The organism is Bacteroides sp. 3_1_23, from assembly GCF_000162555.1.
GTDB classification, from domain to species: domain Bacteria; phylum Bacteroidota; class Bacteroidia; order Bacteroidales; family Bacteroidaceae; genus Bacteroides; species Bacteroides ovatus.
The window spans coordinates 986912-1009908 of the sequence record NZ_GG774955.1; the positions used below are offsets into that span (position 1 = coordinate 986912).

Here is a 22997-nt window from a genome sequence, read left to right on the forward strand (position 1 = left end):
AGTTGTATAATGAATATGTAGAGTTAGTTTCTTAATTTTTGTAGTAATAAAAATATTGATACAGAAATTAGGTTTACTATTTCATTTATGTTATTTTTGTGATATCTTATTACTGAAATATATACTATGTAAATATTTGGAAGTAGTAACACACCATTAAAAGACAAAACTAATATGAGCACTTTTCGTTCTATAGAAGAACTTGTCAAAAGTCTCGACCGGGAGAAAGAACTCTTGAAAGAAATGTTTGCTAAACGGAAATCTCTTTCGTTCCGTTATGATTATGCGCTTGAAATGACGGAGTACAAAGAAGAGCGTATCCGCTATCTGATAGACTATGGAGTCATCCGGGACACTGGCGACTTCCTTGAAATGGAGGATATTTATCTGAAATTCTTTGAAGATGTACTCGAAGTAAATGAAGAAATCAATGTATCTTTCGTGCAGGATTACCTGACACGACTGAATGAAAACATTGACTATTACTTGAAAGAGAATAACGAACAACGTAAATACAACTACCAGCGTGAAGTGAAACGCTGCCTGAAAAACATCGCTCTGACTACAGTCCGCAATGTGATGGACTTGAAAAGGAACATGGATAATACTTATAAGAACGAACCGAATTATAAGATAAAGAAAACCAAACTCGTCCGGCTTGATGAGAAACGGAATAATATTGCTCTGCTGATCCGTAAAAGTGAGGAATTGATAGACTACGGACAGCCTGTTTTCTTCCGGGTGGCGATGGACGTACAAATGCGGAATGTAGTTAGTGACGTGAAACTTCAGCTAAATGATTCGTACCATAACCTAATTGAAATCCAGAAACAAATCATCCATTATCTGAATCTGATAGATTATCAGAACCGTATCTTTGAGAAAGTAAAGAAGTTGAAGTACTTGAAAGACCAGTTCTTGTTGGAAGAACATACAAGTATCCGTTCTGTTGCCGCACAAAAAAATCCTGTCTGGATGGAGCCGCAGGTCGGTTATCGCATCAAGCTTTCCATTGATAATCTACGGACTTCCGATGAGGCTTTTCAGATTTTGAAGAAACTTGTCGCGCGGCAGAGAAATTCTCCGAAAGGAATGAAACAACTGGCAGATGCCATTCCGGAAGGATATCTGGATGGGCAGTCGCAAATGATAGATACCGTAAACTTGCAGGAGGTGCATAATTCATTTATGGCGTCCAGCACCCATCTGTTCTCTTTTGTGATGAACTATCGCTACCGGAAAGAGGTGACACGTGGAGAGAAATTAATCTTTTTCTGCCAATTGGCGTCACAGTATGCCGACGAACTTCGCTTTACGGATACTTATGAAATCTCCGATGAGGTGGAATACCCTTTAATATATGCCAAATGATGTATGCTGAATGCTAAAAACAGATGACTATGAAATATACTGAAGAGATATTTAATATACTTAGCAAAGGGGGATTCATTTCTTCCAATAGTGTCTCTACCCAAGTGAAACGCTTGTATGATGCCGTTGAGGAAGATTTGCCCGATTATTATGATTACTACAAAGGCATCGGTTTTTATCTGGAAGGTGGTGACGGTTATTACTACTTTACCCGCAAGGAATCGAAAGTCGATTTGGAACGTAAACTGGAAGCAATTCAGAAGTGGATTGATTACTTGAGTTTCCTGAAAACCTATCATTCGGCATTCGGCCCGGGCTTTCTGTTTCGTGCCGCTGATATTGAGATTCAGATAGGATGCGATATCGAACTGAAAGAAAAGGCAACCAAACTGTTTTCGGATAAGAAGAAATATGATGAAGTAGTCGGCAAACTACTGAAAGAACTGGAGAGTATAGGACTGATAGAGAAAGAAAACGAACTTGACGGGACGTATAAAGTATTGTCAGCTTTCCATTATATGGAGGACTTGGTTGATTGTATCACAATTTTAGAGGAGGTGCAAGATGAGATACCTGAATAAAATTATTTTTCTGAACAGTGCCCATATTCCGTATGCGGAAGTGAAGTTGGATGGGAACGTACATTTTATAGGTACGCAAGGTGTCGGTAAGAGTACGCTGCTCCGTGCCATCCTATTCTTTTATAATGCTGACAAACTAAGACTAGGCATTCCGAAGGAGAAGAAAAGCTTCGATGCTTTTTACTTTCCATACGCCAATTCTTACATTATCTATGAAGTGATGCGGGAAAATGGGGCGTATTGTGTGGTAGCTGCCAAATCCCAGGGACGGGTGTTTTTCCGTTTTATTGATGCGCCATTCCAACAGGACTGGTTCATTGACGAACACAATGTGGTACATTCCGAGTGGGGACGCATCCGCGAACATATCGGTTCGAAGATTCAGATTACTGCACAAGTGACTAGCTATGAAATGTATCGGGACATTATTTTCGGTAATAACCGCAAGCATGAAATGATACCTTACCGCAAGTTTGCCATTGTGGAAAGTGCAAAATATCAGAATATTCCCCGTACGATACAGAACGTCTTTTTAAATTCCAAACTGGATGCTGACTTTATAAAAGATACCATTATCCGTTCGATGAGTGATGAGGATATCTCTGTCGATTTGGACTTCTATCGTAGCCAGATAAAGGAATTCGAGCAGGAATACAGGGACGTGATGCTTTGGTTTAAGAACAAGAATGGAGAAGTGCCTGTCCGGAAGATGGCGGAGAAAGTAATGAACGCCTATCGTGACTTGATTTATACCCAAAAGCAGATTGGTGAAGGGCGTGCGGAGCTTAACTTTGCGGAGAAACAGGCTTTGCATGAGATTCCGTTAGTGAAGGAAGAACAGGCTAAAGCGGAGACGGAACGTGAACGGTTGCTGCGGCTTATGGGTGAACTGCAACAAAAGTACACCAATGAGCGTGATGGCTTGATTAGGGATATAGGTATAATAAGCGATTTGCTCAAAAAGATACGTGAGAAACGTCTGCATTACGAGCAGATGCAGATTGAAGAAATCATCAAACGGGTATCTTGCGAAGAACTACTGATTCAGGAACTTGAACAAGTCCGGAATATGAAATCGGAACTGACAAGGGCTTATGAGGATGTATTGAGTAAGTACCGATTGCTGTTTGAGAAACTGGAAGCTGATTTCCGTACTTTTGAGAATAGCCAGCAAGCACGGATAAATGCTCGGAATGCGGAGATTGCCGGCAAGCAGGAGGAATTGATGCAACAGCTTCGTGTGGAAGAAGAAAAAATAAGGGCAACGCAAGAAGAGAAAGTGCAGACTGTGGATAATCGTATCCGGCAGTTGCGCGATGAACAGGCAAAGTGTAACCTGAAACTTCAAAAGGTGAAATACGAACATCCCCATCAAAAGGAAATGTCCGATTGTGAAGACGGGATTAACGAACTGCGCAAAAAGGACAAGGAGTTGGAGCTTAATATTCGTCAGCAACAAGGAGAAATAAAGCAGTTGAGACAGGAGTGTGAATGGAAAGTGAAAGAATTGAAATGGAAATTTCAGGCAAAGATGGAGATCGTTCGCAAAGAGCGGAGTGCGATTGAAGAACAGTTACAAACATTGGACGCCTTGATTGAGAAACGAAAAGGTTCTTTGTGTGAATGGTTGGAGAAGAACAAACCGGATTGGCAGGAGACGATAGGCAAGGTGGCGGATGAGGAACTGGTGTTGTACAACAATGAACTGCAACCTCAATTAGTGAATAAGGAAGCGACTTTGTTCGGCGTTTCACTCAATCTGGCAGCAATCGAGCGTTCTGTCCGCACTCCCGAGGAAATGAAGCAGGAGCGCGGCAGGCAACAAGCAGCCCGGCAACTCTGTACCGACCGTCTCACCCGACTGGCAGAAGAAGAGGGGGAAGTTGTTTCTTCTTTGGAGAAGAAGTATTCGAAGCAAATACATAGTATTTTGGAAGAACAACATCTGATGGAAGCTGAGCGAATGCAGATTCCAGCAAAATTGAAGAATTTGCAGGCCGATTACGCCTCATGGAAGACGAAGGAAGAGGAATGGAAAAGAGGATGTACAGAAGAATTGCAGGCGCAACTGAATGAAATCGGCCATCGTCTTTATGTGGCGGAAGGAGAGAAGGAGAAGCATTTGGCGGAACGGGAAAAACTGTTGAAAGCCTGCCGGAAAGTGTATAATGACGGCAGGACTGAATTCCGGAAGGAACTGGAGGAGTGTGTTGCCGGCATTCAGCAAGAGATAGAGCGGATGAAACAGCAAATTGTAGAGCGGAAAAAGGAATTGAAGCAGGCGCAGGAGAATGAATTGAATGGGAAGGGTGCTGATACGGTCACTATCCGCAAGTATGATGACAGGCTTGCCGAAATAAATAAAGAATTGGATTATATAGGTAGATCCCGCCCGCAAGTTCTTTATTATGAAAGAGACAAGGAGGAACTGTTTGATAAAGAACCTGCTACGCGAAGTCGGAAGAAAGAACAGGATGCGAAGCTAGTTGCATTGGACGAACGTTTCGCTCTGAAAAAGGAGAAGTTGCAGATTCAGAAAAAAGGGGCGGACGAGCATCTTGAGCGGATTAGCAAAGAATTGCACTTATTGGAGGACGGGTTGAATAAAGTGGATATGTTCCGGAAAGATGAAACTTTTTGTCCGCCTTCTGTGACAGAAATAGGAGAGAAGCCTACCCGGAAAAATTGCGATGTTATTGTGGAAGAGTTGAAGTCGCTCATCGTATCCACTATCAGAAAAACAGAAGAATTCAAGAAAGCGGTGACGCAGTTCAATGGAAACTTCTCGTCAAAAAACACGTTTCATTTCCGTACGGAACTGGTTGGAGAACAGGATTACTACGATTTCGCTTCCAATCTGTGCGAGTTTGTGGATAATGATAAGATTTCCGACTATCAGAAACATATCAGTGAACGGTATACGGATATAATCCGCCGGATTTCGCAGGAAGTGGGAGGACTGACCCGTAATGAAAGCGAGATACACAGAACAATAAAGGATATCAACGACGATTTTGTCAAGCGGAATTTTGCCGGAGTAATAAAGGAAATAGCTCTTCGCCCGCTTCAGAGCAGCGATAAACTGATGCAGCTATTGCTGGAGATTAAACGGTTTAGTGATGAGAACCAATATAATATGGGAAAGGTTGACTTGTTCTCGCAGGATTCCCGTGAAGATGTCAATGCGGTGGTTGTCCAGCATTTGTTGTCGTTTATGAAATTCCTGCTTGACGAGCCGGGACGCAGACGGTTGGCGCTTGCCGATACATTCAAACTGGAGTTCCGCGTGAAAGAGAATGATAACGATACGGGATGGGTGGAGAAGATTGCCAATGTAGGTTCTGACGGCACGGACATTTTGGTAAAAGCAATGGTCAATATCATGCTGATTAATGTGTTCAAAGAAAAGGCGTCACGTAAGTTTGGTGACTTTAAAATCCATTGTATGATGGATGAAATAGGCAAGTTACACCCCAACAATGTGAAAGGTATTTTGGACTTTGCCAATTGCCGGAATATTTTGTTGGTAAACAGTTCTCCCACTACTTACAATGTGGAAGACTATCGTTATACCTATTTATTGAGTAAAGACGGGCGGTCAAATACCCAGGTTGTCCCATTGTTAACCTATAATAAGATAGAAAAATGAGTGGCAGTTTATTTACATTGGCGATGGCGAGGCTGGTTCTGAAAATGCTGGGCGGCGAGCTCATACCTTACACAAAGTTTGATGGACTGATAGCAAATAGATTAATGGATGAGGGAATCATCACTATTGTTCCCCGAGGGAGTAAGCGTAGTTTTCGTATGATTGACCCGGAAGGATGCCGTATCTACATCTCCCAGAATTATACTTCCGGCATGGAGCTGGAAGATTGGATTGAGATGAAGAACTATCCGGATGAAGTGTCGCGTTCGGAGCAAGTGGCGAAGGCGGGGGACTCTAAATTGAGATATACCCGTACGTTCAAAGGTTTTCTCCTTAATTGTTATACGCCTATAGAAGCTACGTTTCATGGCGAACCATGTGTGCTTTCTCCCTTGCAAGGCACTTCTATTTTCATGCAGGATTACGAATATTTCCGTATTCCTGAAGATGTTGTAGTAGTGGGTATAGAGAATGGAGAGAATTTCCAGCATATCCGTGCCCAAAAGTACTTGTTTGAAGGAATGAAAGTTCTTTTCGTGTCCCGTTATCCGCAATCAAGGGATTTGTGTAACTGGCTGAAGATGATTCCCAATCGTTATATTCATTTCGGAGACATAGATTTGGCTGGCATTTCTATCTTTTTAAATGAATTCTATGTCAAATTGGGCAACCGTGCGGAATTTTTCATTCCAGCAGATGTGGAGAAACGACTCAAGGACGGAAACCGGCAACTTTATGATAATCAGTATTTGCGTTATAGGGCTATGTTGGTTTCTGACGCACGTTTAAGGCCGTTGGTGGCAATGATTCATAAATATGGGAAAGCGTATGAACAAGAAGGATATATAAAGTATTAAATTAGTCAGCATCTCTATGAAATAAAAAACAAAATATATCTGTCATCTGTCACAGATTATAATCTAACTTGCAGAGTATAAGTACTTAATAGTGTGACAGCACAGTGTGACAGCAGTGTGATGGCAATAATGCTGTCACCTAGAAAACAAAGACAAAATAAAGACGCTGCTCGAAAATAAATAGTATCAGCCATCAATGGATTAGTAGTTCAATTTATTATCCTCGTACTTATGAGTTGTGTCCTGCCTTGAAACCAACAGTTTCAAGGTGCGAAACTTTAGTTTCATACGCTTGAAACTCTAGTTCCAATTACTTGAAACCATTGGTTTCTCACCGATGAAACTATAGTTTCCCTTAGCTGGAACTGTAGTTTCAAGCAGAGAAAACAAATTTGCCCCGTAATTAGGTGGTGACAATCCCGTTTCTTTTAGCTAAAGAGATGCTTGATATATCAATAATTTTCTGTATTAAAAACTTGTTTTCTTTGCTGGTTTCGGATATTATGACTAATTTAGTAGTCTCAACGATCATAAAGACGCTGACAAAACAAATTATTATCAAATTAATGAAAATTACTCAATTTCGTAAGAATGAAGATACGATAGCGCTCAGCGTAATGGATCTTGATATACTGGTAAATAAGATAAAGACAGAAATAAAATCCCGTCCTGTTTCTACATTCAGAGAGCATTTGCGATATACCCTTCCCGATGAACGGTGTATGTTTGCCAATAAACTTCCTCAAATAATTCCTGCTGCCGAATTCCGAAAAGTAAACGGTCAGAAACAGATGAAAAACTACAACGGTATTGTAGAACTGACCATCGGTCCCTTGTCCAATAAGTCGGAAATCGCTTTAGTGAAACAAAAAGCCTGTGAGCAACCACAAACCCGTTGTGTTTTTATGGGTTCAAGTGGTAAAACGGTGAAAATATGGACTACCTTCACCCGACCGGACAACTCGCTTCCCAAAACACGGGAAGAAGCGGAACTATTCCACGCCCATGCTTATCGACTGGCTGTGAAATGTTATCAGCCCCAAATCCCATTCGATATACTTCCCAAAGAACCGACTCTGGAACAATATTCGCGATTATCCCACGATCCGGACATCATATATCGTCCGAATTCAGTCCAATTTTATCTCTCTCAACCATCATCAATGCCCGAAGAAACCACTTTCCGGGAAGCGGTTCAGGCGGAGAAATCTCCATTGACTCGTGCCGTACCGGGATATGATGCGGAAAATGCCTTCCTGATGCTTTTCGAAGCCGCTTTTCGGAAAGCGTATGCCGATCTTCGGGAAGCGGGACTTGAATTGCGTGAAGGCACATGGCATCCTTTAGTCGTCCAACTGGCTAAAAACTGTTTTGCTTCGGGACTTCCGCAAGAAGAAGTCGTGAAACGTACCGTTTTCCACTTCTATATGTATAAACAGGAAGAACTTATCCGACAAATGATTGGTAATATATATACCGAGTGCAAAGGTTTCGGCAAGAATATCAGCCTAAGCAAAGAGCAGCAACTCGCCTTGCAGACAGAAGAATTCATGAAACGCCGCTATGAATTCCGCCATAATACCCAAATTGGCGAGGTAGAATATCGTGAAAGGCTTTCTTTCCGTTTCCGCTTCAATCCTCTCGACAAACGTGCGTTGAACAGCATTGCTTTGGATGCACAAATGGAAGGCATCCCCTTGTGGGACAGGGATATTAGCCGTTATATTTACTCCAACCGCGTCCCTGTATTCAACCCGTTGGAAGATTTTCTCTACCGGCTTCCTGCGTGGGACGGCAAAGACCGTATTCGTGCATTGGCAGCCACCGTCCCTTGTAAGAATCCGTATTGGATGGATTTGTTCCACCGTTGGTTCCTCAATATGGTTTCTCATTGGAAAGGAAGCAATAAAAAGTATGCAAACAGTGTTTCTCCCTTACTCGTCGGACCGCAAGGAACACGTAAATCCACCTTTTGCCGGAGCATAATGCCCCCTTCCGAGCGTTCCTACTATACTGACAGCATTGATTTCTCCCGAAAGAAAGATGCCGAACTTTACCTCAATCGTTTTGCGCTTATCAATATCGATGAATTTGACCAGGTGAGTTCGACACAACAAGGCTTTCTGAAACATATTCTGCAAAAGCCTGTACTGAATGTGAAGAAACCTCATGGCAGTGCCGTGCTTGAAATGCGTCGGTACGCCTCATTCATAGCTACAAGTAACCAGAAAGACTTGTTGACTGACCCTTCCGGCAGCCGTCGTTTTATTTGCATCGAAGTGACCGGAGTGATTGACACCAACCGTCCGATAGACTATGAGCAGCTTTACGCACAAGCTATGTACGAATTGGAACATGGCGAACGTTACTGGTTCGACCAGGAGGAAGAAAAGATCATGGTGGAAAACAACCGTGAATTTGAACAAGTCCCACCGGAAGAGCAACTTTTCTTCCGTTATTTCCGTGCCGCACAGCCTGAAGAAGGGGAGTGGTTGTCTCCAGCGGAGATTATGGAGGATATTCAAAAAGGCAGTTCAATCCCGATGTCTGTCAAGAGGGTTAATTCCTTCGGAAGAATACTGAAAAAGCAAGAAATACCTTCCAAACATACGCGTAGCGGTACTCTTTATCATGTCGTAAGACTAATAACCAGGTGACGGCAAAAATGCCATCACCCTGCTGTCACCTCTTGCTGTCACGGGCTTATCGGTTCATTACTAAACTATTAACTCCTAAACTGTGACAGATGACAGCAACTTACCAAATATATTCTTCTGTGTAACGTTGGTAAGTTGGTTCTTCTTTTATCCCTTTATTACGGAACAGTTGTTTTATATAGGCTTGGTCTTTAGGCATAAGCCCCCGTTCTCCACGATAGAACCGATAATATCCCGTTTTCCCGTAGTGTCCCACTAATTGTATTCTGATACTGACTGCATCCTCATAAGGGATTCTGTCGAGCAACCGTTTTAGTCCCCACGCCACATGAACTTTGACAGCAGTCTTGAAACATTCGCATTGGTTTCCATCCGCAGGATAACGTGCCGGATTAACGATGGAGATATAAAGATAGTCGGCTATTTTATCTTGCGTAACTACGTGGCGCAAGCATTTCGAGGCTTGTGGACATTGGTCGTTGAAACACCGGGAGAAATTGTAGGGGACAGACGGGCTGTCGGATTCTTCTTTCATCTTGTAGGGTTTATTTTATTTGTGAGATACTGTTGTTTATATGTTAATATACGGGAAAATATTCTTCGCAAAAGTAGGGCTTTATTTTGGGAATGGGAAGTGTTTGGGCAAATATTACTAATATGCAAAGAATCTTTTATAGAGAAATTGTGTTGTGATGTATCAAAAAATCTCTATTTCTTTCTCATATTCTATATTTTTACCTATTTTTGTAACTTCCGATAATATAGCCTTATCGGAAGTTACAAAAAAGACACACACATGAAACCGGAAGAAAAGGCTCGAATAATAATTGACCGTATGCTTAATGATGCGGGTTGGGAAGTAGTTGATAGAAATCATTATTCTCCTGAAGTATCTGCTATAGCAGTCGAAGAAGGCTTGCTGAAAGGTAATCGTGAAGCTGACTATTTACTTTTTTTAAATGGTAAAGCTGTTGGCGTATTGGAAGCAAAGAAAGAATCTGTGTCAATTTATTCTGAAATTGTGGCAGACCAGGCTGAAAAATATACTAGAGGTGTACCTCATTGGTGTCAGGCTTGGATGAATCCTTTACCTTTAGTTTATTTGTCAAATGGAAGGGAACTGTTATTCAGAGATACCCGTGAAGTTGATTCTGAATATATTTCTTTGAATAAAATTCATTCTCCTAAAGAAATAGTAAAACTATTAGGACTTAAAGATGATTTTGCAGGACTTCCAACTTTAAAAAGGAAAGGATTAAGGGATTGCCAGTATGAAGCAATAACAAAATTAGAAAATAGTTTTCGTAGCGGGCATGATCGTGCATTGATGGTTTTGGCTACGGGAGCGGGAAAGACTTATACCGCATGTTTGGCTGCCTATCGTTTGTTGGCTTTCACTTCAATGAAGAGGGTTTTGTTTCTTGTTGACCGTAATAATCTTGGAAAACAGGCAGAAGGAGAATTTGGAACATTCCGTTTGACAGAAAATGGTGATCCGTTTAATACCATATTTGGGGTAGAAAGATTGAAAACCGCGAAAATCCCAAATGATGCCAATGTTGTTATCGCTACTATACAGCGTTTATTTTCTTTATTGTCCGGAGACGATTTTATAGATGATGATAATGAAGCGGATTATGTTGTCGACGGCACTAGAAATATGAATTTGCCAGTTCATCCTAACTTGCCCCCGGATTACTTTGATTTGATAATTATTGATGAGTGCCATCGCTCTATTTATGGTAGTTGGCGAAGTGTGCTTGAATATTTTAGTTCTGCAAAAATGATTGGGTTAACAGCTACTCCTGCTGTTGAAACATTAGCCTTCTTTAATAACAACTTAATAGTGAACTACACTCTTGAAAAGTCAATAGTTGATGGTGTCAATGTTGATTATAGGGTGTTCCGTATTAAAACACAAGTAACCGAAGATGGCGGTGCAATTCGCGAGGGGGATAAAGTACGTAAAATAACCCGCTATACAGGTAAAACTGAAAATATCGAAACACAGGAAACGACTACTTATACAAGACAAGAACTGAATAGGAGTATTATTAATCCTGCTCAAATAAAGTTGATTTTAGAGACATATAGAGATGCGGTTTATACAGAAATGTTTAATGATCCCCAAAGAGAACCTAATTTTGACTATTTACCTAAGACATTAATATTTGCTTTGAATGATGCTCATGCAAGTAATATTGTTAAAATAGCGAAGGAAGTCTTTGGACGTGAAGATGATACGTTTGTGCAGAAAATCACTTATTCGGCTGGAGATAGTAATGAATTGATACGTCATTTTCGTAATGATAAGGAGTTCCGCATTGCTGTAACTGTGACTTTGGTTGCTACTGGAACAGACGTGAAGCCTTTGGAAGTGGTGATGTTTATGCGTGATGTCGAGTCTGACTCTCTTTATACTCAGATGAAAGGTAGGGGAGTACGTACAATTGGTGATGAGCAACTGCGTAATGTTACTCCAAATGCTCATAGTAAAGATTTGTTTTTCTTAGTCGATGCGGTGGGAGTAACAGAACATGAGCATTATGTAACAACTTCTGGAGCGGGAAGCAATGCTGAAACATTATTGTCTTTAAGGCAACTTTTAGAGCGTATCTCTCATGGTGAACTGCCGGATGAACATCTGCGATTGTTGGCTAGCCGTCTGTCAAGAATACATAATAAGGCAAATGAAGAACAGAGGAATGAGTTTATAAGATTGGCTGGTACAGATATGCGGGATATGGCATCTCGTATATATGAAGCTTTGGATAATAATCTGTTGCCGGAATATGTGAATATAAACGAACCGAATAACGAACGGAAAGGCTTGGTGCGTCCTCTCGCTATTCATCCCGATGCCCGTGAATATCTGTGTATTCTGAACGCCGGATTTGTCACAATTTTAATGCCCGGTGAAGATACATTGATTGAGAAAGGATTTTCCATAGAGGAAGCTCACGACACGACTCAGGCGTTTGAACAATATGTAAATGAACATAGAGATGAGATAGAGGCTTTACGCATTATTTATAACAATAACGGAGAATCTATCACTTATGCAATGCTTAAGGATTTGGAGAATCGGATGAAAATGGAGAATTACAAGTTTACTCCTTCTCAATTATGGAATACATACTCTATTGTTAACCCTTCCAATGTAGTACATTTTGGGACGAAAGAAGAAAAAGAAGCTTTGACTAATATTATTCAGTTAGTCAGATATGCTTATCATCAGGTGACAGAACTTCGTAGCCTGTCATCAATGGCTGCCCAACGTTTTGAATTGTGGTGTGGGCAGATACAGCGTACAATGACTGAGGCTCAAAAGAATACTATCCGTCAGATTGTGAACTATATTGTAGCGAATGGTTCTTGTACAATAAAAGAAATAAAGGAAGATGATAAAACAATAGCGCTTCAGATGATACGTAAGTTTGGTACTATAGCAGCGGTGAATGAGGCTATTGTTTCATTATCTCAGTTTTTAATTTATAATAGAAAAGTAGCATAAAATTAATATGGCAAAATCAAATTCGAATGAGCAAGGTCTGACTAAAAAGGTCTGGACACTTGCCACTACGTTAGCGGGTCAAGGTATTGGATTTACCGATTATATAACCCAACTGACTTATTTGTTATTTCTGAAAATGGATGATGAAAACGTTAAATTGCTTGACGAAGAATCAGCCATACCTGAAGGATATCGTTGGGAAAACTTGATAGAATTAGATGGTCTTGATTTGATAGGTCAGTATGAAAATACATTGAAAATACTGAGTGAGCAGGATAATCTAATTGGTACTATCTATACGAAAGCTCAAAATAAAATAGATAAGCCTGTATATTTGAAGAAGGTCATAACTATGATTAATGAGGAGCAATGGCTTATAATGGATGGTGATGTTAAGGGGGCTATTTATGAAAGTATTTTAGAGAAGAATGGGCAAGATAAAAAGAGTGGTGCAGGTCAGTATTTTACTCCTCGTTCTCTTATATCGGCAATGGTTGATGTAACGCGTCCTCAGATTGGGGAAACGGTTTGTGACCCGGCTTGTGGAACTGGTGGCTTTCTTTTGGCAGCTTATGACTACATGAAAAAACAATCACAAGACAAAGGCAAACGGGATTTTTTGCGGAATAAAGCTCTGCATGGTTCGGATAATACTCCTTTGGTTGTTACATTAGCTTCGATGAACTTGTATCTTCATGGTGTTGGTACTGACCGAAGTCCTATTATATGTCAGGATTCATTAGAAAAGGAACCTGATATACTAGTGAATGTCATTCTTGCTAATCCGCCTTTTGGAACCCGCCCTTCTGGCTCTGTCGACATTAATCGAAGTGATTTTTATGTTGAGACGAAAAATAACCAATTGAATTTCTTACAACATATAATGCTTTCGCTCAAAACAGGCGGACGTGCAGCGGTTGTTTTGCCTGATAACGTACTGTTTGAAGGGGGCGCTGGAGAAGTGATTCGTAAGAAACTACTTTCAGAATTTAATTTACATACTATTTTGCGTTTGCCGACTGGTATATTTTATGCTCAAGGTGTAAAAGCTAATGTGTTATTCTTTACAAAAGGTAGTAGAACGAAGGATATTTGGTTTTATGATTATCGTACAGATGTAAAGCATACATTGGCTACTAATCCAATGCAAAGGCATCATCTTGATGATTTCGTTTCGTGTTATCATGCGGAGGATATAAATGCTCGTGTAGAAACATATAATGCTGAGGATAATCCGAATGGGCGTTGGCGTAAATATACTTGTGATGAAATAATAACTCGTGACAAGACTAGTCTTGATGTATCTTGGATAAAACAGGGCGGAGATGAAGTAGACTATTCATTATCAGAATTAATTGATATTCTCAAAGAGAAAAGTGATAACATAAGTAAAGCGGTGGCTGAACTTCAAAAATTAATGGCAAATATCGAGGACTAATGGACACAAAGAAACTACGACAGAAAATATTAGACCTCGCTATTAGAGGAAAACTTGTCCCACAAGATCCAAATGATGAACCTGCATCTGTTTTACTTGAACGTATTAAGGAAGAGAAAGAACGTTTGATAAAGGAGGGGAAGATAAGGAAAAGTAAGAGAATGGCTTCTTCTGATATGCCACATTATGAGAATGTGCCGTTTGAGGTGCCGAAAGGATGGGTGTGGACGACATTTGGTAATGTCTGCAAAAAACTCACAGATGGTTCACACAATCCTCCTCCAAAATGCTCTAATGGGTATACCGTCATAAGTGCTCAGAATATAAAAAATGGTAAGATTGTTTTTACGGACAAAGATAGATATACTGATGAACTTGGATTCCAAAAGGAAAACCCGAGAACTCAAATAACTAATGGGGATATAATATTAGGTATTATAGGAGGGTCTATTGGTAATGTTGCCATTTATGATTTATCTGTTCCTGTAATAGCTCAAAGAAGTATATCTATAATAGATACATACGTATCAAATATATATTGTTTCTATTTACTGCAATCTACAATTTTTCAATCTCTCTTTTTAGAAAAAAGTATTGGTAATGCACAAGCAGGTGTTTATCTTGGAGAACTTGATAAATTGTATATACCACTTCCACCCCTTTCCGAACAACAACGTATTGTGACAGAAATCAAGAGATGGTTTGCGTTAATTGAGCAAATAGAATTTGACAAAGCAGATTTACAAACAACCATCAAACAAACCAAGAGTAAAATACTTGATCTTGCCATTCACGGTAAACTCGTTCCGCAAGACCCGAATGACGAGCCAGCCATTGAACTCTTGAAACGCATAAATCCCGACTTCACACCTTGTGATAACGGACATTATACGCAGTTGCCTAAAGGATGGACAACAATCAAAGTTGGTGATGTTGCTATTTATACAAATGGCCGAGCTTTCAAACCTGAAGATTGGATGCATGAGGGGTTGCCCATTATTCGTATTCAGAACTTGAACGATAATAGTGCAAGTTATAACCGAACTCCAAAAACTTACGAATCTAAATATTTAATTCATAATGGTGACTTGCTGTTCGCATGGGCTGCTTCATTAGGAACATATATCTGGAACGGTGGTAAAGCTTGGCTTAATCAACATATATTTAAAGTAGATCCATATCCTTTTATTGAAAAACAATATCTTTACCATGTGTTCAAAGCAATGATTACAGAGTTTTATACTCAAAGTCATGGCTCTGGCATGGTACATATAACCAAAAAACAATTTGAAAATATTAAATTACTACTGCCTCCTTTAGAGGAGCAGAAACGAATAGTTCAAACCTTAGAGCAAATCTCAACTAAATTAGATGTGATAATGGGGAGTTTATAAACTCCCCATTATCACATCTAAAGACATAAATACTTTATTTGCAGCTTCTACAATTCTCTGTTGCTCCTTATAAGGTGGAATTGGTACTTCAATCGCTTTGAATAGTTTCTTGTTCAAGTGAGGAATGGCAGAACCTACCTTATTCTCTCGCAATATTGTCCTATGCAAGTTGATGACTTGTAATACATATTCGGTATTCATATCATAATTGATAGACAACAGCTTAAAAGTGCTACCTTGATAGCCATCAATTGGAGTTCTGAATACTTCACCGGAATTCTCCCCATCTACTAAAATCAAAAGAGAGTTTGCAGCTACATATTTGCCGGAAGTCAAAGTCTTGGCATCACGCTCACCACGCAAATATTTGACATCAAGATTTATTCTTTCTATACCATTTTGCTTTTCACCATCAATCAACGAACATAGCATTTGCATAGGCGCAACAGCCCATCCATCAGGCAACTGCGTATAATGTCCGATACGTTTTGCTATATTGTTACTGTATTCATTATAAATCAATGCAATATGGTAACAAAATTCAAAAATCATTTGGTAAAGACGAATCTTGCCAAGAACACCGTCACATCATATGTGTGGACGGTACAGTATTTCCTTAATCATTATGGAGAGGTGAACAAGAAGAACCTTTTGGCGTACAAAGGGTATTTGGTAGAGAATTTCAAACCTCAGACAGTCAATCTACGGTTACAGGGTATCAACAAGTATCTGGAGTTTACAAAACAAGAAAAGCTCAAAGTAAAGTTCGTAAAAGTACAGCAAAAGAACTTCTTGGAAAATGTTATTAGCGATGCAGATTACAAATTTCTCAAAGCCCAGCTTAAAGCTGATGGTTACGAGGAGTGGTATTTTATCGTGTGGTTTATGACCGCTACGGGAGCACGTGTCAGCGAATTACTCCACATCAAAGCAGAACATATCAATGTGGGCTATCTTGACCTGTACAGCAAAGGTGGAAAGGTTCGACGGCTATACATTCCCAAGAATCTACGAACAGAAGCAGAAAAATGGTTGAAGAATCAAGGCTTAACATCCGGCTATATCTTCCTGAACCGTTTCGGACAGCGCATTACCACTCGTGGAATTGCATCTCAACTCAAACATTTTGCCGAAAAATACGGAATGAACAAGGAGGTAGTTTATCCCCATTCATTCCGTCACCGTTTTGCCAAGAACTTCCTTGACCGCTTTAACGACCTTGCTCTACTTGCCGACCTTATGGGGCATGAAAGCATAGAGACCACTCGTATCTATCTTCGTCGCACTGCCAGCGAACAGCAGAAGATTGTGGATAAAGTGGTGAACTGGTAAAGTCACATCAGCCTTTAGAAGTGTATTCGTTTACACTTCTAAGGCATTTTGAATATTATCAAGAACTGAGAATAGTTCTTCTATCTTTTGAACAATGCGTTGTTGTTCGGTAAGTGGAGGTAACGGCATTTCAATTTTATGCAAAGCATTAGAAGATAGTCCAAGTAATCCTATACCTTTCCCTCCTATCAAATTGTTCTCTTTCAAATACGCCAATGTATAGTAATAAAATGGTACACATAAATCAATCTTTGGACGAAGTCTATGAATATGATTTTGAATACAAATATCGTAATCATAGTTCCAAATTGCAGAGCGTCCAATATCTCCACCTTCACACACAAGTAAATCTCCCTTTGTTACAGTACATTTATCCAATTCAATTTCTTTGAATGGCATTTGCTTTATTACTGTAAAATCAAACTTATTCCAATACACATTTGAAGTAGTCAAATAATCTTTCATTACACCTTCCTTGTTGGACGAATTAAGAGCTTTACCTGTATTATGATTAAAAAGTTCCCCTAAAATAGTTTCTAGCCATCCAATGGGATAATGTCCGTTATCACAAGGTGTGAAGTCGGGATTTATGCGTTTTAACAACTCGAATGCTGGCTCGTCATTTGGATCTTGCGGTACAAGCTTACCGTGAATAGCAAGGTCAAGGATTTTGCTCTTGGTTTGCATAACGATTGTCTGTAAGCCTGTTTTGCCTTGTTCTATTTGGTCTATCAGAGCAAACCATTTCTCTATTTCTGCTACTATACGATATTGTTCAGCCAAAGGAGGTAATGGAATTTGTAAATCGGTAAAAATTCCTTTATGAACTCTTTGCTGCCCAACAACTCCTTTGAAATATTTTGTGCCCTCACTTATATACCATTGTGACTTAAAGAGATATAGATAGAATTTCGCATGAATGTTTAATGGACGCAGGATAACTAACTCAGTAGTTCCTGCGCCATAATTATTAGGGAGATTTTGAAATATCGTTGATTTGAGATTTTCAAAGCAAGGAGATATTTTTGCAATACCGATGTCTCCATTTTGAAAGTGGCAATATCCTTTTTTTACTTCCTTCCAAATGCGTTCCTCAAATTGATGATTCCCAGAAAATCCATCATTGACACAAGCCATAGGAATAAATCCGACACTTGTAGCATCTGTTATTTCAGATTTTGGATTAAGACAGAATAATTCTGAAACAGGTACAGACTGCCATCCCTCCGGCACCTCAAACGGCACATTCTCATAATGTGGCGTATGTGGTTTTAAAGTAATAAACAAAAGTGGTTTATTGCATGAGTATTATTAATAGCGACAATATTATTCTGTGTAATATAGATAGTAGGTATATTTCAATAAAAAAACAGAGGTGTTTACTATATTAAAATAACTATTCTGTATCTTTGTGACTTAAAAAGTAATTCACGGGCAGGTGATTTTGTTTTTATAAAGGTGTTTGTTCTGTTGTAGGGTGATTTTGATATATTGTTGAAAGAATTGGACATGATAAAATAAGATATTGGAAGGTGAATTAATGAAGAAAAGTTCTAATACTATTTGAGTATGATTGACAGAAGACAGATATATCAAGATTTTCAAGCTGCTTTTCCGAAAGAGCGTCTTGTAAAAATGACACTTACACAATATACAAATCTCGAAAGACAGAATTCGTTTTGCTATTGGGTTGAATCTAAAACATATGATTTAGGTTCTATTTGGGGTGGCTCTTCTTATAAGTTTGGTATTTATGAATATAGAAACAAACCCAATAAGAATGATTCTCGTATTGTTAGCAATGATAAATATGCTTGGTATAACAAATATGATAAACAGACTGCTGATGAAGCTTTTGCTATTGTCAGAAGCACTATATTTAAAACAGCAGAACATGCAGGCAAAGGTGAATTGGAAGCAATAGAGAAAATAGATGAGTTAGGCGATGCTTACAAATGGAAAATAGCATTTTTATATTCAGATGAGACTTTAATACCAGTATATAAGCGTGATATGTTGGTTAAGTTGGCTAGTTATTTTGGTATGTCTGTCACAAATAAAACTAAAATTTCTGATTTGCAAAGGTTCCTGATAGAACAGAAAGGCGAAAAAGACCTTTTCGAATTTTATGAGGAGTTACTAAATATTGTAAATGAATTAGATAGTTCAAATATGGAACATAAGATTTGGTTATACGCTCCGGGAGAAAATGCATCTAAGTGGGATGTGTGTTTATCTCAAAACATAATGTGTATTGGTTGGGATGATATGGGTAACCTTTTGGAATACTCTTCTAAGAAAGAAATGGCAACTAAATTGCAGGATATATATGGCAAGCCGGGATCCTCGTTTAAAAATGATAGTTTGGCATTATGGGAGTTTGCTTATGAGATGCAAGTGGGTGATATTGTTATAGTCAAAAAGGGACAGAATCAAATAATAGGGCGTGGTATTGTGAAAAGTGACTATACTTTTGATGATTCTTTCTCTGATTTTAAGCATGTTCGTAAAATGCAATGGACGAATGTCGGAGAATGGGAGACAGTAGGTAAGAATGTCCAAAAGACTTTGACCGATATAACCAAGCAGCCGGATTCTGTGAAATCTTTGGAGAAGCTATTTGAAAATAAATCTCAAAAACAATATTGGTGGCTTGTGGCAAGTCCTAAAATATGGAGCTTTTCGAAAACTCCGGTTGGCGAAATACAAGACTATACTCTTTATAATGATAGTGGAAATCAACGAAGGGTATTCCAAAATTTTATTGATGCAAAAGAAGGAGATGTTGTTATTGGCTATGAAGCTACTCCTGTTAAACAGGTGGTAGCTATTGCAGAAATAGCCAAATCTGCCGATGGACAAAAAATATATTTCAAAAAGATTGAGAGCTTATTGAATCCTGTTGATTATTCAGTTATAAAGGATATACCGGGATTAAGTGGCATGGAATTCCTGAAGAATAAGAACGGCTCGTTTTTCAAACTGACAAAAGACGAGTATAACATATTGATGAAATTAATACGTGGCGGAAATCCTATGCATAATCCTCAATATTCCGAAACAAATTTTTTGGATAATGTATTTATAAAATCAGACGAGTATAACAAATTGAGAAACCTGTTGTTGGCAAAGAAAAATGTCATATTACAAGGCGCTCCGGGTGTTGGTAAAACGTATTCGGCTAGGCGTCTGGCTTATTCTATTATAGGGGAAGAAGATAGAACTAAAATAGAGTTCATTCAATTTCATCAGAATTATTCCTACGAGGATTTTGTGATGGGATATAAGCCAAAAGAAGATGGTGGTTTTGAACTTAGACGAGGGGTATTCTATAATTTCTGCCGGAAAGCCCAAAGTGATCCGGATAAGAAGTATTTCTTTATTATTGATGAAATTAATAGAGGAAATATGAGTAAGATTTTTGGTGAGTTACTGATGCTTATTGAAAAAGATTATCGGGGCGAAAAACATCAAATCCGTCTTGCATACAATGATGAGTATTTTTTTGTACCGGAGAATCTTTACATCATAGGTATGATGAATACGGCAGACCGTAGCCTGGCTATGATTGATTACGCTTTACGTCGTCGGTTCAGTTTCTTTGATATGGTGCCGGGATTTGATTCGGATGGTTTCAAAAAGTATCAGGAGAATCTTGATTGTGACGCCTTTAATAGGGTGATTGATGCCATCAAAGCTCTGAATGTTGAGATTGCTAAAGATGATTCACTCGGAAAAGGCTTTTGTATCGGTCATAGTTACTTCTGTAATCAGGAATCTATTGATGATATGTGGCTTGGAAATGTGATTGAATATGATATTGCTCCTATGTTACGCGAATATTGGTTTGACAATGATAAGAAATTCAAAGAAGAAACAGACAAATTATTGAGCCTGATAAAATGACAATAGACAAAGGTATATTCATTCGCAATATCTATTATATGTTGACTTATGCTTTTCAAGAGCTTAAGCAGAATAACTATGAAGAAATAGCAGGTGAAGAATTTGACGAGATTCATGATTTATTTGCCGAAATTCTAGTTCGTGGCATTTCGTATCAACTTAAGCAAGGGTTACATAAAGAATATATTTCCTGTCATGGTTCATTATCTACGTTAAAGGGCAAGCTTGATATAAATGGTACTATCAATAATTTGATGCGAAAACAACAGAAAATAGATTGTGAGTATGATGAATTATCAGAGAATAACAAATTTAATCAGATATTAAAGACGACTGTTCAATTCTTGCTGAAACATCCGAATGTCAAATCGGACAGGAAAGCTTCGTTGAAGCGTCTTATGCTTTTCTTTAGCAATGTAGAAGTTATTGATATTCCGACGATAAACTGGACTACTATGCGCTTTGATAGAAATTGTAAGACTTATCAGATGCTTCTATATATTTGTTATTTCATTCTCGACGGGATGTTAATGACTACGGAAAAGGGTACGTATAAAATGAGGGATTTCTCCGATGAACATATGTGCAGGCTTTACGAGAAGTTTGTTTTGGAATATTACCGAAAGCATTATCCGGAATTAAAAGCAAAGGCTACTCAAATAGACTGGAATATTGATAAAGAACAGTCTACTTCCAGCATTCTTCCTATAATGCGGACGGATATAACGTTGACATTTAAAGAGAGAACATTGATTATTGATACCAAATATTATAGTAAATCAATGCAATGTCAATTTGACAAGAGAACTATTCATTCTAATAACCTGTATCAAATTCATTCTTATGTAATGAATTATGATGTTAATCATGCTGGGAACGTGGATGGAATGTTGCTGTATGCCAAGACAGAAGAAGATATAACACCTGATGGACAGACGACATTTAGGGATGGGAATATCATATATTACCGGACACTTGATCTGAATCAGGATTTTGAGAATATCAAGAAACAATTGGATGGATTTCTAGTACATGGTCTATAACTATTATTGGTGTAATACTTCGCTTACCATGATATAACAGAGAAATCATCCCCTATCTAATTTATAGTAATATTTTATTAAAAATAAAACCATTATTACTTTCGATTCTAGATAAGTTACTCTATCTTTGTAAGGTAACACAAACAAAAGTGTAACCTTATATGAATCAAGACCATTGTTTAGTAGAACAGTTTGAAATGATATTTAGAGCTCATTTCTCTTCAGTGAAGTTTTTTATCAATATGTTTCTTAAATCGGAAGCAGATGCGGAAGATTTGGCTCAAGATGTATTTACCAAATTATGGACTAATTTTGAGACGTGGCAAAATAATGATGGAAAAGAAGGGTATATATACGCTATGGCAAAAAATGTTGCATTTGATTTTATCAAGCACAAAAGACTGGAAAATGATTATCGGGAGGAACAAATAAAGAAAAGTACAATTAAGGATTTGTTAGGCTTCTCAGATCCGTTAAATTCGCTTTATTATAAAGAAATGCAACTAATAATAAGAATGGCTCTTGAAAACTTTCCTGAACGTCGCAGAAGGATTTTTGAGATGAGCCGTTTCAATAATATGAGCAATCAGGAGATTGCATTATCCTTACATCTTTCTGTTCGTACAATAGAGCATCAGATATATTTGTCGCTTCAAGTTTTAAAGAGAATCATTTTAATTTTATTTTTCCTGTATTTTCTTTAAGTAGCTGGAATGTTTCAATCGTTATATATGAAATTTCAAAATCTAATATAACGATAACATGAAGAATTATTTTCAGAAAATATTCTGGTTCTTCGTCAAATTTGGTGGTACTTCTTCTATTGTGAATAAATAATCTTCGCTCTCAGTAGTTTAATTCCTGCCCTATTGTACATCTGTCTTTTTACCGCTTTAATTTTATTCACTGTCCCCTCCAGTAATCCGTTACTGAAGGGGATATCAATAGCTGCCTGTACTGCCTCCCAGTCTTTTTCAATACCATATGCAAAGTTCGTCAGTGCCATATTCCGTGTTGCCTTCGCTTTTTCAATCCACTTTCTAATATCCTTATCATAAGTGTTCCCATTAATCATATCTCTGAAATTCTGACACACGCTTAAAAGTTCTTTAATCTGCGGTGAGGACTTATACAGTTCCGCTAGTTTAGGATTATCCGATTCTCCCTTTAGAATGTATTTGCGTATCTGATTCTGTGAAACTCTCTGTATTTTACTTCTGTTTTCAATGCTCTCATTATGCTCCTTGACTTCCTT

Annotated in this window: 16 protein-coding genes; 12 read left to right on the forward strand and 4 right to left on the reverse strand. The window is 38.6% G+C overall.

Annotated elements, in window-relative coordinates; genetic code table 11:
* Positions 1-174: 174 nt before the first annotated feature.
* The 5 genes from HMPREF9010_RS02980 (at position 175) to HMPREF9010_RS02960 (ending at position 9115) form a co-directional block, all read left to right on the forward strand.
* On the forward strand, positions 175-1371 hold the full coding sequence (locus tag HMPREF9010_RS02980; RefSeq protein ID WP_004320669.1) for a hypothetical protein: 1197 nt from the start codon (positions 175-177) through the stop codon (positions 1369-1371).
* A 29-nt stretch (positions 1372-1400) separates the two neighbouring features.
* Positions 1401-1952 (forward strand): condensin complex protein MksE, encoded by a 552-nt coding sequence (locus HMPREF9010_RS02975; protein ID WP_032852912.1) that lies wholly within the window; start codon positions 1401-1403, stop codon positions 1950-1952.
* Positions 1936-5601 (forward strand): ATP-binding protein, encoded by a 3666-nt coding sequence (locus HMPREF9010_RS02970; protein ID WP_008651254.1) that lies wholly within the window; start codon positions 1936-1938, stop codon positions 5599-5601. Before HMPREF9010_RS02975 ends, HMPREF9010_RS02970 begins: the two co-directional genes overlap by 17 nt.
* A complete protein-coding gene (locus tag HMPREF9010_RS02965; RefSeq protein ID WP_008651255.1) occupies positions 5598-6458 on the forward strand; it encodes a hypothetical protein in 861 nt (286 codons plus the stop codon). Before HMPREF9010_RS02970 ends, HMPREF9010_RS02965 begins: the two co-directional genes overlap by 4 nt.
* A gap of 566 nt (positions 6459-7024) precedes the next feature.
* Positions 7025-9115 carry a BT4734/BF3469 family protein gene (locus HMPREF9010_RS02960; RefSeq protein ID WP_083792397.1) on the forward strand — a complete coding sequence of 697 codons (2091 nt, stop codon included), beginning with the start codon at positions 7025-7027 and terminating at the stop codon, positions 9113-9115.
* A 100-nt stretch (positions 9116-9215) separates the two neighbouring features.
* Here HMPREF9010_RS02960 and HMPREF9010_RS02955 read toward each other — a convergent pair whose 3' ends face one another.
* Positions 9216-9650: a DUF6078 family protein gene (locus HMPREF9010_RS02955; RefSeq protein WP_008651257.1), complete on the reverse strand. Its 435-nt coding sequence runs from the start codon at positions 9648-9650 to the stop codon at positions 9216-9218.
* A 261-nt stretch (positions 9651-9911) separates the two neighbouring features.
* On the opposite strand from HMPREF9010_RS02955, the gene HMPREF9010_RS02950 reads away from it, so the two are divergent.
* The 3 genes from HMPREF9010_RS02950 to HMPREF9010_RS02940 are packed head-to-tail and all read left to right on the forward strand — an operon-like array spanning position 9912 to position 15461.
* Positions 9912-12629, forward strand: coding sequence for a DEAD/DEAH box helicase family protein (locus HMPREF9010_RS02950; RefSeq protein ID WP_008021148.1), 2718 nt, complete (start codon positions 9912-9914; stop codon positions 12627-12629).
* Between the two features lie 7 nt (positions 12630-12636).
* On the forward strand, positions 12637-14067 hold the full coding sequence (locus tag HMPREF9010_RS02945) for a class I SAM-dependent DNA methyltransferase (RefSeq protein WP_008651258.1): 1431 nt from the start codon (positions 12637-12639) through the stop codon (positions 14065-14067).
* Complete coding sequence (locus HMPREF9010_RS02940) at positions 14067-15461, forward strand: restriction endonuclease subunit S (protein ID WP_008651260.1); 1395 nt, start codon at positions 14067-14069, stop codon at positions 15459-15461. The genes HMPREF9010_RS02945 and HMPREF9010_RS02940 overlap by 1 nt, the downstream gene beginning before the upstream one ends.
* On the opposite strand, the gene HMPREF9010_RS02935 is transcribed toward HMPREF9010_RS02940, so the two are convergent.
* Positions 15456-16013 carry a restriction endonuclease subunit S gene (locus HMPREF9010_RS02935; protein ID WP_008651263.1) on the reverse strand — a complete coding sequence of 186 codons (558 nt, stop codon included), beginning with the start codon at positions 16011-16013 and terminating at the stop codon, positions 15456-15458. The two genes, HMPREF9010_RS02940 and HMPREF9010_RS02935, sit on opposite strands and share 6 nt — an antisense overlap.
* Between HMPREF9010_RS02935 and HMPREF9010_RS02930 the strand changes: the two genes are divergently transcribed.
* Positions 15990-16793, forward strand: coding sequence for a tyrosine-type recombinase/integrase (locus HMPREF9010_RS02930; protein WP_008651262.1), 804 nt, complete (start codon positions 15990-15992; stop codon positions 16791-16793). The two genes, HMPREF9010_RS02935 and HMPREF9010_RS02930, sit on opposite strands and share 24 nt — an antisense overlap.
* Positions 16794-16823: 30 nt before the next feature.
* Here HMPREF9010_RS02930 and HMPREF9010_RS02925 read toward each other — a convergent pair whose 3' ends face one another.
* Positions 16824-18080 carry a restriction endonuclease subunit S gene (locus tag HMPREF9010_RS02925; protein WP_008651265.1) on the reverse strand — a complete coding sequence of 419 codons (1257 nt, stop codon included), beginning with the start codon at positions 18078-18080 and terminating at the stop codon, positions 16824-16826.
* Between the two features lie 282 nt (positions 18081-18362).
* On the opposite strand from HMPREF9010_RS02925, the gene HMPREF9010_RS0124805 reads away from it, so the two are divergent.
* From HMPREF9010_RS0124805 to HMPREF9010_RS02915, 3 genes are all read left to right on the forward strand, one after another.
* Positions 18363-20699, forward strand: a complete 2337-nt coding sequence (locus HMPREF9010_RS0124805; protein ID WP_032852915.1) for an AAA family ATPase — start codon at positions 18363-18365, stop codon at positions 20697-20699.
* A complete protein-coding gene (mcrC, locus tag HMPREF9010_RS02920) occupies positions 20696-21742 on the forward strand; it encodes a 5-methylcytosine-specific restriction endonuclease system specificity protein McrC (protein WP_008651268.1) in 1047 nt (348 codons plus the stop codon). Before HMPREF9010_RS0124805 ends, mcrC begins: the two co-directional genes overlap by 4 nt.
* Before the next feature lie 161 nt (positions 21743-21903).
* Positions 21904-22446 (forward strand): RNA polymerase sigma-70 factor, encoded by a 543-nt coding sequence (locus HMPREF9010_RS02915; RefSeq protein ID WP_008651269.1) that lies wholly within the window; start codon positions 21904-21906, stop codon positions 22444-22446.
* Between the two features lie 116 nt (positions 22447-22562).
* On the opposite strand, the gene HMPREF9010_RS0124810 is transcribed toward HMPREF9010_RS02915, so the two are convergent.
* Positions 22563-22997, reverse strand: a 435-nt coding sequence (locus HMPREF9010_RS0124810; RefSeq protein ID WP_008651270.1) for a transposase, incomplete at its 5' end; no start/stop codon positions are given.